Source organism: Burkholderia sp. CpTa8-5 (assembly GCF_017815045.1).
In the GTDB taxonomy this organism is placed as follows: Bacteria; Pseudomonadota; Gammaproteobacteria; order Burkholderiales; family Burkholderiaceae; genus Burkholderia; species Burkholderia sola.
In genome coordinates, this window is record NZ_JAGIQD010000004.1 from 273673 (window position 1) to 285855 (window position 12183).

Below are 12183 nucleotides of genomic sequence, written 5' to 3' on the forward strand. Positions count from 1 at the left end.
GCCGACGCCGGCTCCGGAAAGCAAATCGCCCGCGCAAGCGGGCGATTTCGTTTGATGCGGCCGATGGCGTGCGATGCGCGCCGCGGCCCGGCGCGCGGGCCGCGCTCAGGCTCAGGCCGACAGCAGCGAACCGGTACGGATCGCGGTCGCGCCGGCGATGCGCGCGACTTCCATGCCGGCCGTCGCGAAGCGCACGACCTGGCGCGCGTACAGCACGCCCGACACGCTGCTCTTCAGCGTGACGACGCGATCGGTCAGCGGATCGACGATGTCGGCCACGGCCTGGCCGGCCTCGATCATCGCGCCGACCAGCGTGCGGAACACGATCACGCCCGACACGGGCGCGACGAGCGGATCGGTGCCCGCGAGCGGCGTGGCCGGATGCGCGAGCGGCGGCAGCGGCGCCGGCGTGCCTTCGACGATGCCGCGCTCGGTCAGGTAGTCGACGATCGCCTGCGCGTCTTTTTCCGCGAACTCGTACGACACGTCGCGTTCGCTGCGCAGTTCCACCGTGACGGAAATCGCGCCGTTCGGGATCGGGAAGCGGTCGCCGAAGCGGTTGCGCAGATCCGACCAGCAGAAGCTGTGGATTTCGTCGAACGGGTTGCCGACCGAATTCAGCGCGAGCAGCGACGCCTTGGCATCGAGATAGCGCGCCAGCGGCTCGACGTCCGCCCACAGATCGGGATTCGTGTAGAGGTGCATCACCGCATCGCTGTCGCAATGCAGGTCGAGCACGATATCGGCGTCGAACGACAGCTTCTGCAGCGCAAGACGCTGCGAGTCGAGTTCGGTGCGCGGCTTCTGTTCATCGAGCGCTTCGCGCATCGCCGCGCGTACGACGGCGAGATTGCGCTGCGCGTCGTTCGTGAGGCGGCTTTCGACATGCGGCAGCACGAGCGCCGCGAGATCGTGGAAATTGCGGTTGAAGTTCTGCATCGAGCCGAGCTCGAAGCGGCCGAGGTGATCGCCGAACACGTGTTGCGACAGGCCGATCGGATTGGGCACGGGCACGATGACGACTTCGCCTTGCAGCTTGCCGGCCGTCTCCAGCGCGGCGATCTTGCGACGCAGCAGCGTGGCGACCAGCATGCCGGGCAGCTCGTCCGCGTGCAGCGACGACTGGATGTAGACCTTCTTGCCGCCGCGCGGGCCGTAGTGGAAGCTGGTGATCTGGCGTTCGGTGCCGACGGCGGGGGAAATCAGCGGATGGGTCTGCGTTTGCATGATGAGGGGAGTGCGGCGCAGCCGCGAATGATCCGTGTGCGTGGAAGATCGATTGTACGTTGCCTTCCTCGCCGCCATCAAACCGGTGCCGGAGCGTTCGGTTTTCCGTTGAGAATCATCGGGTTGGCGCAGAAAAAATAACGCTGCCCGCGCCGCGCGCAAAAAAAACGGGCTCCTCGCGGAGCCCGTTCCCGTCGCGCCGAATCGCGCGTCGTTCGGCCGGATTACTTGCCGTAGACGTCGAAATCGAAGTACTTCTTCGCGATCTTGTCGTACGTGCCGTCCTTGCGCATGCCGGCGATCGCGCCGTCGATCTTCGTCTTCAGGTCGGTGTCTTCCTTGCGCAGGCCGATACCGGCGCCATTGCCGAGCGTCTTCGGATCGTCGAGGTCCTTGCCGGCGAAGTCGAAGTTCGCGCCGCGCGGCGTCTTCAGGAAGCCGATCTCGGCTTGCACCGCGTCCTGCAGCGCGCCGTCCAGACGGCCGGAGATCAGGTCGGCGTAGACCTGGTCCTGGTTCTGGTAAGGCACGACGTTCACGCCCTTCGACGCCCAGTACGTCTTCGCGTAGGTTTCCTGGATCGTGCCCTGCTCGACGCCGACCGACTTGCCCTTCAGCGATTCGGCCGTCGGCTGCAGGTTCGCGCCCTTCTTCGTGACGAGGCGCGTCGGCGTGTTGAACAGCTTCGACGAGAACGCGATCTGCTCGGCGCGCGCCGGCGTCATCGACATCGACGACAGCACGCCGTCGAACTTGCGGGCTTTCAGCGCCGGGATCATCCCGTCGAAGTCGTTTTCGATCCACACGCACTTCGCGTTGATGCGGCGGCAGATCTCGTTGCCGAGATCCACGTCGAAGCCGACGACCTTGCCGTCGGCGCCTTTCGATTCGAAAGGCGGGTAGCTTGCGTCGACGCCGAACCGCACGGTCGACCAGTCCTTCGCGTATGCACTGCCGGCCGATACGGCGAGCAGGGCCACGGTCACTGCCGCAAGAATCTTTTTCACTCGGTGACTCCTCGTTTTGTTCGATGGGTGCGCGGTTGTGCCGCGCCGTAAGCCTTCGGCCCGCCGCGGCTTCGCGTCGGACAGTCCGTTTCGCCCGCCCGATGGGGGCGCGCGACGTGCGGAAGATTATCAAGACAAAATACCGGCGGGGCGCCTAGGACAAGCCCCGATACCGGGCCCGGCGGCGGCGCGTCGGACGCACCGCCGTTTCACACACAGGAACGATTCAGCCGAGCGTTTCGTTGACCGCGCGCTGCAGGCAGGTGGCGAAGTGCGACACGGCCGGCGTGGGCAGCAGGTCGCGCCGCGCGATGATCGACAGGTCGAAGCGCGGCATGCTTTCGTCGAGTTCGGCCGTGCGGATGCCGAGCGGCGCGACCATCGCGGCAAGCGGGCGCGTGAAGCAGCCGATCACGTCCGAGCGCGCGACGAGCCCGAGCGTCACCGCGAACGACATCGGCGAGCGCAGCAAACGTTTCGGCAGCGGCAGCCCGTGCGCCTCGAACATCCCGACCATCACGCTGTGCGGAAACTGCTCGGCGCCGACGGTGACGATCCACTCGGCGTCGAGCAGTTCCTCTAACCGGCGCGCGTGCGCGAGCGGGTGGCCGTCGCGCATCACGATCGTGAATTCGGTCGACAGCAGCGGCAATTGCGTGAAATCGCGGTCGAGCGCGGGCACATGGTGCATCGCAGCGATGTCGAGCGTGCCGTTGCGCAACTGCGCGAGCGCGTCCGGCACCGTCACTTCCTCCAGATGCAGGCTCACGTTCGGCATCGACCGGCGAAACGCCGTCACCGCGTGCGGCAACGCGGTCAGCGCGATCGACGGCATCGTGCCGACCGCGACGCGGCCCGACATCTCGCCTTTCACCTGTTCGACGGCTTCGACCGTGCGGCGGACGTCGCCGAGCAACTGCTCGGCGCGCGGCAGCAGCGCCTCGCCGCAGGCGGTCAGTTCGACGCCGCGCACGCTGCGCACGAGCAGCTCCGCGTTGAGCGCCGTTTCGAGCTCGCGGATCGTGTGCGTGATCGCCGGCTGCGTGACGCCGAGCTCGCGCGCGGCGGCGCGCAGGCTCTTCAGATGCGCGGCGGAGACGAACGCCTGGAGCTGCGCGATGTTCAGGGGATTGCGGATGCGGGTCATCGGTCGGGTCCGGTTGGCGCGAAAGGGGGCGGCGGGTTCAGGCGGCGAGCCCGATGAAGGTCACGCATCGGCGCGTGTGCGGAACGCCTGCCGATAGCGCTGCGGCGACGTGCCGACGATGCGCGAGAAGCGCTCGCGAAACGCGCTGACCGAGCCGAACCCGGCTTCCGTCGCCACATGTTCGATCGACAGTTCGGTCACCTCCAGCAACTGCTGCGCATGCCTGACGCGCGCGGTCTGCAGCCATTGCCCGGGCGACGTGCCCGTCTGCTCCTGGAAGCGCCGCGTCAGCGTGCGCACGCTCGTCGATGCCTTGCGCGCGATCGCGTCGAGCGTCAGCGGCTGGCGCAGGTTCGCGTTCAGCCAGTCCATCAGGTCGTGCAGCCTGTCGCCGCCGGCCGGCCATTCGGGCGCGATGAACTGCGCCTGGCCGCCTTCGCGCACGCGCGGCGCCACAGCGTTGCGGGCCGCGTCGACGGCGACGGCCGCGCCGTAGTCGGCCTGGATCATGTGCAGGCACAGATCGAGGCCGGCCGCCGCGCCGGCCGAGGTCAGGATCCGGCCGTTGTCGACGAACAGCACGTTCGGGTCGACGTCGACGGTCGGATAGCGGCGCGCGAGTTCGGCGGCCGCGAGCCAATGCGTCGTCGCGCGCAGGCCGTCGAGCAGCCCGGCTTCCGCGAGTACGAACGCGCCGCTGCAGATCGACGCGATCCGGCGCCCGCGCGTGGCCGCCGCGCGCAGCGCGTCGAGCACGCGGCGCGACGTCGGCGCGAGCGGCACCGACGTGCCGGGCACCATGATCGTATCGGCGTCGGCCAGCGCGTCGAGGCGAAACGGCGGGCGCAGCTCGAACAGGTCGCCGCCGACGCGCGGCTGTTCGCTGCACACGCGTACGCGGTACGCCTGTTCGACATGGGGGGCGCGCACGCGCACGAACGTGTCGCAGGCGACGCCCAGATCGAACGGAACGACATCGGGCAAGGCAAGAACGGCGACCGTGTGCATGGCGTTGCGGCCGTGGCCAGAATCCGTTGAAAGATGTCATTCTAGCCAATGGCTCGGGCCGGCACCACACGCGACAATCGCGGCGGACCACCTGGAGCCCTGCCGATGAAACAAGACGATCGCAACGCGTTGCGGAACCTGCAATACCTGTCGCTGCTGGAGGCGACCACGCTCGTCGCGCTGGTCTGCGTGGCCGTGCCGCTCAAGCATCTGGCCGGCTACCCGGTCGCGGTGTCGATCATGGGCCCGGTTCACGGCATCGCGTTCGCGATGTACGTGTGGGCGGTAGTCGTCACCGCATCGAGCGGGCTGTGGAGCAAGGGCGAGGTCGCGCGGCTCGTGCTGTCGGCCGTCGTGCCGTTCGCGGGGCTCGCGAGCGCCGGCTGGATCGCGCGCAGGCGGCACGCGCAATGATCTACCTGGTGCTGAAGGCCGTGCATCTGGCGGCCGTCGTCACGTTCGTCGGCGGGTTGTTGTTGTCGTCTGTCGCGGTCCGGATCGCGAACCTCGCCGTGCATCGCGCGGTGCGGCGCTGGGATCGCACGGTGACGGCGCCCGCGCTCGCGATCGTCTGGATCGCCGGCATCGCGCTCGCGCTGAGCGGTCACTGGTTCGGCGCCGCGTGGCTGTCGGTGAAGCTCGCGCTCGTCGTCGCGCTGTCGGTGCTGCACGGGATCCTGGCCGGCACGCTGCGGCGCATGGCGCGCGACGATCTCGTCGTCGTGCCGGCGCCGTGGCTCGGGCACGCGGCGGGCGCGGTGATCGTCGGGATGGCGCTCGTCGTCGGGCTGGCCGTGATCAAGCCGTTCTGACGCGGCGCGTTCAGGCGAGCGCCATCTCGACCGCTGCCAGCGTGCGGCGCCGGATCCAGCCGCTGCCCACTCGGATCGCGAGCCAGTACGGCGTGAACAGCCAGCGCGTGCGCGCGCTCGGGCAATGGACGAAGGTTTCGGTGCGCAGGATGTGCGCGCCCGACGCGAGCCCGACGACCTCGAACCGGAGCACCAGCTTCGCGTCGCGCGGGTCGTCGTGCCGGACGAACGCGTCGGCATCGGCGACGGCGCGCACGTCGGGCGTCGGGCGCCAGAAGCGTCCGACGAGGCCGAGCGACAGCGACGTGTCGTCGCGATGGAGCGGCGTGAACGTGTCGAAGCCGAAACGCGCGCGTTCGGGGCGGGCCCGCGCGTGGCGCAGCGCGCCGGCGACGGCTGCCGGGAATTCTCGCATCGTCAGCAGCGTGTCGATGACGGGATCGGCGCGCATGTCGAGCGAGGCGACGACATCGATGATGGATGCGGGCGGCGCGTCGATCGGCTGCGATTCATGCACTTCGTGGAAGCCGAACGACGGAATGAACGGCGGCTTGCGCGCCGAGGCCCGGGTGGTCGATTCGGAGACGATGCCAAGTGGGTTCATCGCGACTCCTGAAGGGGCAAAACGCGATCGTAGCACCGCGCGCGAATGAGCGTCGCGACGTTTTCGCGCAGTGCGTCGCGCTGCGTCGCACCGATAAAAAAGCCTGGAAACTCGCGTTCCCAGGCTCGAGGCCATCAACGACGATGGTGGAGGAGACGGTATCGTCCCGATGCGCGCCGCCCTTCTGCAGGCGACGTCGCGCATGTGTCGCGCTCAGATCGCCCAGCCGCCGAGATAGAACGTGACGAGCACGGCCGCGATCAGCACGGTGCCGACGTTGAGCTTGCGGAATTCGCCGCTGGCGACGCGGCCGATCACGAGCGTCGAGAAGCCGAGCATGATGCCCGTCACGATGTTCGCGGTCAGCACGATGAACACCGCGCACACGAGGCCCGACATCGCGTCGACCATGTCGTCCATGTGCAGCTTGCTCACGCTGCCGAGCATCAGCAGGCCAACGTACATCAGCGCCGGTGCGGTCGCGTACGACGGCACGAGGCCCGCGAGCGGCGAGAAGAACATCACGACGAGGAACAGCAGGCCGACCACGGCGGCCGCGAGGCCCGTCTTCGCGCCGGCGGCCACGCCGACGCTCGACTCGATGTAGGCCGCCGCCGGCGCGCCGCCGAGGAAGCCGGAGAAGATCGAGCTGATCGAATCGGCGGTCAGCGCGCGGCCGCCGTTGATGATGCGGCCGTTCGCGTCGAGCTGGCCGGCCTGGCCCGCGACCGCGCGGATCGTGCCGGTCGCGTCGAACACGGCGGTCATCACCAGCGCGAGCACGCTCGGCAGCACGGCCATCGACAGCGCGCCCTTGATGTCCATCGCGCCGATCAGCGACGCGTGGCCCGGTGCGCTCAGCGACGGCAGCGCGAAGATGCCGCGGTATTTCACGCCCGGATCGAAGATCAGCCCGAATACCGAGATCGCGATCACGACGAGCAGGATGCCGCCCGGCACGCGACGTTTTTCGAGGCCGAAGATCGCGGCGAGCCCGACGACCGACATGATGACCGGGAACGCGGTGATCTGGCCGAGCGACACCGGCAGGCCGGCGCCCGGGTTCTTGATCACGAGGCCCACGTCGTTCGACGCGATCAGCAGCAGGAACAGCCCGATGCCGATCCCCGTGCCGTGGGCGACGCCCGCGGGCAGGTTGCGCAGGATCCACGAACGCACGCCGGTGATCGAGATGCCGGTGAACACGAGACCCATCAGGAACACGGCGCCGAGCGCGACCGTCGGAGGCAGCCCCTTGCCGAGCACGAGCCCGAACGCGGTGAACGCGGTCAGCGAGATCGCGCAGCCGATCGCGATCGGCAGCTTCGCCCACAGGCCCATCAGCAGCGAGCCGAACGCGGTGGTGAGACAGACCGCGACGAACACGGCGCTCGTGTCGAAGCCGGCCTTGCCGAACATGCCGGGCACGACGAACACGGAGTAGACCATCGCGAGGAAGGTGGTCACGCCGGCAATGATCTCGCGGCGTTGCGTGCTGCCGCGCGACGAAATGCCGAAGTACCGGTCGATGGCGCCGTTGGCGCCCAAGCCGGTTTCTTCCGCGCCGACGCCGAGCGTCGGCTGCACCGGGGTATCACTCATGAGCTTGCTCCTTTATCAGCATGCTGAAACGGCTCGCAGCGAACCGTCGTCAGGGTGTCTCGTATCTGGTTGGATTGATCGGCAACGTCGCGGGGACGCATGACGCGCGGTGCGTGTCGTGACGGGCGAATCGAAACGATCGCGAGGGTGTCGCGTCGGACGACGCATGGTGTGGTCGACCCCGTCACGTGTGCTTTGCCGTAGCGAAGGTTAGGCGAGCGGCCCATCACGTCCCATCGGGGGAAGAGCATGCAGCGCATGTCGCAGCGCTTATATCGGCGTGCAACGGGGCTCCGTCGCGCCGACACGCGTGTATACGCCTAGTTCGAATCCGTTAAGGCGACTATTTGAATGCAGGGTCGGCGGGCGGGGGGGCATTGGACGTTACGAATGGCTTTCAAGGTGGCCCGGGAGGCCGGCGCGCGTGCATGGTTTCCGTCCCGATGCGGGCTTCAACTGCGCGCGAGATGCGCGAGATACGCGCAGAACATGTCGGCCATCGCGTCCGAGTACGCGTCGATTTCCGCGGGCGTGCGCGCGGTTTCGGAGAACGCCTTGCCGCCCGTCGTGAGCGTCGTCAGGATCAGTTCGCACGCGAGCGCATGGGTGGCGTCGGGCACGTCGGGCAGCGCTTCGCGGATGAACGCGCTGAACGCCCGGTTGCCCTCGGCCTTCACGTCCTGCGCCTCGGGGGCGTCGCGATAGAGCGGAGCGGCATCGTCGAGCGCGGTCCGCATCGGCGCTTCGTCGCATTCCGAACGGATGAACGCATGCACCGCCGCGCGCAGCCGCTCGGGCGGCGTCTTGCGCGTGTCCTGCAGGATTGCGCACAGCATGTCGTGCGTCTGCCGCCACTCGTCGTGCTGGAGCCGGAACAGCACGGACGCCTTGTTCGGGAAGTACTGGTACAGCGAGCCGACGCTCACGCCGGCCCGCTCGGCGACGCGCGCCATCGTGAAGCGCTGCGCGCCTTCGCTCGCCAAAACCTGAATAGCCGCCTGCAGGACGTCCTCGACGAGGCGGGTCGAGCGCGCCTGCCGAGGCTGCTTGCGCGTGGCGATCGGGGCGTTTCGGCGGTCGGTCATGAGCGGTTTGCCAATGCGAATAGTAAAACCTGAATAGTTCGTCATATTCTAGTCGGGTGCACTGACGCACTCAACCCGATACGGAGATATCGCATGACCACCCTGATGCTCGACCCGCTGGCTTCGCTGCTGGCGCGCCTGTTCGACGAAGCCGACGCGTCGTCGCCCGCGACGAGCCCGGCCTTCGCCAACGTGTCGCGCGACGAGCAAGCGCGGCTGATGCGCAGCAAGACGGACTACGCCGATCTGTATGCGCGCCTGAAGGACTACCCGCTTCCCGTGTCGCGCGAGACGGGTATGCTGCTGTACATGCTCGCGCGCAGCGGCGGCGCGAAGGCAATCGTCGAATTCGGCACGTCGTTCGGCATCTCGACGCTGCATCTCGCGGCCGCGCTGCGCGACAACGGCGGCGGCCGGCTGATCACGAGCGAGTTCGAGCCGTCGAAGGTCGTGCGCGCGCAGGCCAACCTGGCGGCGGCCGGCTTGGCCGATCTCGTGGAGATTCGCGAAGGCGATGCGCTGCGCACGCTGGCCGCCGATCTTCCGGATTCGGTCGACCTGCTGCTGCTCGACGGGGCGAAGGCGCTGTATCCGGAGATTCTCGCGCTGGTCGAGCCGCGGCTCAGGGCGGGCGCGTTCGTCGTGGCCGACAACGCGGAATACAGCCCCGACTACCTTGCTTACGTGCGCGCGCCGGAACACGGCTACCTGTCGGTGCCGTTCGGCGGCGACGTCGAATTGTCGATGCGGCTGCGCTGACCGGACGGAGCGAGGGTGTCGACGATTTCATGCGTCCCCGCATCAAATATAGGAAAACTGATTAAGCGGAAGCGGGGCGAAAGGTGACGGGATGATCCCCGTCGCTGCGACGCCGTGCGCGTCACTTCAGGAACACATAGCGCGCGAAGTACGGGAAGCGGCCGACCGCATGTTCGGTCGTGCACGTCGCGGCCGGCGGCGTGCCGCCCGCCGTGTCGAGCCGCTGCACGAAGCGCACGCCGGCGAGCGTGCCGGTTGCGGCCGGCGTCGCCGCGAGCAGCAGTTGCGGAATGCTGGCCGGGCTGGCGCTCGGCACTTCCGCGAGCTTCTTGCCGGTAATGCGGCTGCCGTCGAGCGCTTCCCACGACGGTCCCGCGCCGTGCCGGACGACGAGCGTGCCGCCGGCATCGAACAGCAGCGCTTCGGGGTGCTGGAATGTCCACGCGAGCCGGTGTTCGGCATCGTATTCGCACGTGTAGACCTGCAAGCCGCTCGCGGTGGTCGTCAGCGCCGGCGTGGCCGGCGCTGGCGCCGTGAGGCCGGCAGCCTCGTTGGCGTGCGAAGGCGCGGTAAAGGCCGCGAGGGAAAAACCGGCCGCAAGGGCCAGCAGCATGTCGCGTGTCGGGGAGCGGCTTGGCATGACGGGGCGTCCTTTCAGGTCGGGTGACGATCGTATGGCGTCGATCCCGTCAACGTTAGACGCCGATCGCCCAGGCCGCAACTCGGAAATGACGATCGCGGCGATAGTCGCCGCGATTGCCGGAGGGCGGATGCGCGATCAGCGGATCGCGACCGGGTTGATATTGACCTGCGTGGAGCCGACGTACAGCGGCTGGCCGAGCACGAACAGGAATTCCCATGCCTTGTCGCGCACCAGCGCGCGGCTGTCGATCAGCTCCAGGTTGTAGATGCCGCGCTTCGCGAGCATGTACTGGTTGACCGGGAATTCGTCCCGCGTATGCGGATTCGGATAGACCTCCGACGCCCACGTGTCGCCGCCGAACGCGACGATCCCCTGATCGGCCAGCCACTTCGCGGCTTCCATGCCGATGCCGGGCTCGACGGCGAGGAACTGCTTGTCGTCCTTGCCGACCAGCTCGAGCCAGCCGGTGTTGAACAGCACGACGTCGCCCTTGCGCAGCGTCAGCCGCTGCTTCTTCAGCACGGCCTGGATATCGGCGACCGTGAACTCGGTGCCGCCCGGCACGATCGGCTTGCCGTAGTGGGCGGTCATGTCGAGCACGACGCCGCGCGTGACGATCGGCGGCACCTTCTCGACGCCGAGCTTCTTCACGCCGTCGACGGTCACGAAATCGGCCGCGCGGTTGCCGTTGTAGTACACGTTGTCGATGCCGATGTGGCCGATGCCGTTCAACTGCGTGCCGACGCCGGTCCATGCGTTGACGAGTTCGTCGTTGAACGTGAACTTGTTCGGGCCGAGGCTCTTGCCGGCCTGCTGGCCGACCTGCACGTTGTACAGCCGGAAGCTGCGGTGGCGGTACGCCGGCAGGTTCTTGTCCACCGGCACGGCCAGCGGATAGGTCTTGCCGGCTTTCACGAGGCCGACCGCCTGCTTGACGACGTCGGGCGTCAGCAGGTTGGCCGCGCCGATTTCGTCATCGGCGCCATAGACGGACGGATACCAGCCGGCCGCCGCCGCCTCGGACGGGGCGGCGTGGGCCGCTTGCGCGGCCGCGAACGGCAGGATCGCGGCGAGCGCGAGCCGGGCGAGCGTCGCTTTCATTCGAGACTCCTGTCGATCGTTATGCCGCGGCTTGCGCGAGCGTCGGGTAGTCGGTCAGGCCGTGGGCGCCGCCGCCGAACAGCGTATTGCGGTCGTGCGGCGCGAGCGCGGCGCCGGTGCGCAGCCGCTCGGGCAAGTCGGGATTCGCGACGAACGGGCGGCCGAATGCGACGAGGTCGGCCCAGCCGGCGGCGATCGCCTCGCGCGCGCGCTCGGCGGTGTATGCGCCGGCATAGATCAGCACGCCCGGGAACGCGGCGCGCAGTTGCTGCTTGAAGGCGACCGGCATCAGCGGCGCGTCGTCCCAGTCGGCTTCCGCGATGTGCAGGTAGCCGACGCCGAGTTCGCCGAGCAGCTTCGCGGCGGCGAGGTAGGTCGTTTCCGGATCGTCGTCGACGCAGCCGTTCAGCGTGGTCAGCGGCGCGAGGCGGATGCCGACGCGCGATGCGTCGCCGGTCCCGTCGATCAGCGCCTGCGTGACTTCGCGCAGGAAGCGCAGCCGGTTCTCCAGCGAGCCGCCGTATGCGTCGGTGCGCGTGTTCGCGTTCGAATCGATGAACTGGTTCACGAGGTAGCCGTTCGCGCCGTGCAGCTCGACGCCGTCGAAGCCGGCTTCGATCGCGTGGCGGGCGGCGGTGCGGTACTGGTCGACGATCTCGCGGATCTCGTCGATCGACAGCGCGCGCGGCTCGGACGCCTGCACGAAGCCCGGCGTGCTGCCGTCCTCGCCGGCGATGAACACGTTCACGCCCTTCGCCTGGAGCGGCGACGACGACACGGGTTGCGCGCCGCCGAGCAGGCTCGTGTGGCTCAGCCGGCCGACGTGCCACAGCTGCGCGAAGATGCGGCCGTGCGCGGCATGCACGGCGTCCGTCACCTTGCGCCAGCCGGCGACCTGCGACGGCGTGTGGATGCCGGGCGTCCATGCGTAGCCCTTGCCGAGCGGCGCGATGTAGGTGCCTTCGCTGACGATCAGGCCCGCACTCGCGCGCTGCGCGTAATACGCGGCCATCAGTTCGTTGGCTTCGTCGCCGGGTTGGCTGGCGCGCGAGCGCGTCATCGGCGGCATCACGATGCGGTTCGGCAGCGTCAGCGCGCCGAGTCGCAGCGGTTGGAAAAGCGGGTCCTGGGTCATGGTGGATTCCTGTCGGTGCCGCGGCCGGCGGGCCGCGGACGGGTCATGTCGGA

13 protein-coding genes are annotated in these 12183 nt (G+C 68.4%); 3 read left to right on the forward strand and 10 right to left on the reverse strand.

The genetic code is table 11. The features are described 5' to 3' along the window. Window positions 1-111: 111 nt before the first annotated feature. The 4 genes from J8I35_RS09230 to J8I35_RS09245 form a co-directional block, all read right to left on the reverse strand. Entirely contained in the window at window positions 112-1227 is a 1116-nt protein-coding gene (locus J8I35_RS09230) for a succinylglutamate desuccinylase/aspartoacylase family protein (protein ID WP_209925057.1), read from the reverse strand. A gap of 224 nt (window positions 1228-1451) precedes the next feature. Then, window positions 1452-2234: an ABC transporter substrate-binding protein gene (locus J8I35_RS09235; RefSeq protein ID WP_050012144.1), complete on the reverse strand. Its 783-nt coding sequence runs from the start codon at window positions 2232-2234 to the stop codon at window positions 1452-1454. 226 nt (window positions 2235-2460) lie between these two features. Then, window positions 2461-3381 carry a LysR substrate-binding domain-containing protein gene (locus tag J8I35_RS09240; protein ID WP_050012143.1) on the reverse strand — a complete coding sequence of 307 codons (921 nt, stop codon included), beginning with the start codon at window positions 3379-3381 and terminating at the stop codon, window positions 2461-2463. A 60-nt stretch (window positions 3382-3441) separates the two neighbouring features. Then, window positions 3442-4389, reverse strand: coding sequence for a helix-turn-helix domain-containing protein (locus tag J8I35_RS09245; protein WP_209925058.1), 948 nt, complete (start codon window positions 4387-4389; stop codon window positions 3442-3444). Between the two features lie 105 nt (window positions 4390-4494). On the opposite strand from J8I35_RS09245, the gene J8I35_RS09250 reads away from it, so the two are divergent. Both J8I35_RS09250 and J8I35_RS09255 read left to right on the forward strand, forming a co-directional pair. Further along, window positions 4495-4803, forward strand: coding sequence for a DUF3817 domain-containing protein (locus J8I35_RS09250; protein ID WP_050012141.1), 309 nt, complete (start codon window positions 4495-4497; stop codon window positions 4801-4803). Further along, complete coding sequence (locus J8I35_RS09255) at window positions 4800-5201, forward strand: CopD family protein (RefSeq protein ID WP_050012140.1); 402 nt, start codon at window positions 4800-4802, stop codon at window positions 5199-5201. Before J8I35_RS09250 ends, J8I35_RS09255 begins: the two co-directional genes overlap by 4 nt. Window positions 5202-5211: 10 nt before the next feature. Here J8I35_RS09255 and J8I35_RS09260 read toward each other — a convergent pair whose 3' ends face one another. The 3 genes from J8I35_RS09260 to J8I35_RS09270 form a co-directional block, all read right to left on the reverse strand. Next, window positions 5212-5805, reverse strand: coding sequence for a hypothetical protein (locus J8I35_RS09260; RefSeq protein ID WP_209925059.1), 594 nt, complete (start codon window positions 5803-5805; stop codon window positions 5212-5214). A gap of 213 nt (window positions 5806-6018) precedes the next feature. Beyond that, the gene (locus J8I35_RS09265) at window positions 6019-7407 is read right to left on the reverse strand and encodes an NCS2 family permease (RefSeq protein WP_050012138.1); all 1389 of its coding nucleotides are present in this window, start codon (window positions 7405-7407) and stop codon (window positions 6019-6021) included. Between the two features lie 452 nt (window positions 7408-7859). Continuing rightward, window positions 7860-8537 (reverse strand): TetR family transcriptional regulator, encoded by a 678-nt coding sequence (locus tag J8I35_RS09270; protein ID WP_209925060.1) that lies wholly within the window; start codon window positions 8535-8537, stop codon window positions 7860-7862. Between the two features lie 48 nt (window positions 8538-8585). Here J8I35_RS09270 and J8I35_RS09275 point away from each other — a divergent pair, with 48 nt between their 5' ends. Next, window positions 8586-9251: an O-methyltransferase gene (locus J8I35_RS09275; protein WP_124555285.1), complete on the forward strand. Its 666-nt coding sequence runs from the start codon at window positions 8586-8588 to the stop codon at window positions 9249-9251. Between the two features lie 121 nt (window positions 9252-9372). Here J8I35_RS09275 and J8I35_RS09280 read toward each other — a convergent pair whose 3' ends face one another. The 3 genes from J8I35_RS09280 to J8I35_RS09290 form a co-directional block, all read right to left on the reverse strand. Next, window positions 9373-9891 (reverse strand): DUF3455 domain-containing protein, encoded by a 519-nt coding sequence (locus J8I35_RS09280; protein ID WP_209925061.1) that lies wholly within the window; start codon window positions 9889-9891, stop codon window positions 9373-9375. A 138-nt stretch (window positions 9892-10029) separates the two neighbouring features. Continuing rightward, entirely contained in the window at window positions 10030-10995 is a 966-nt protein-coding gene (locus tag J8I35_RS09285) for a cyclase family protein (protein ID WP_209925062.1), read from the reverse strand. A gap of 19 nt (window positions 10996-11014) precedes the next feature. Continuing rightward, entirely contained in the window at window positions 11015-12130 is a 1116-nt protein-coding gene (locus J8I35_RS09290) for an alkene reductase (protein ID WP_069621571.1), read from the reverse strand. Window positions 12131-12183 lie beyond the last annotated feature (53 nt).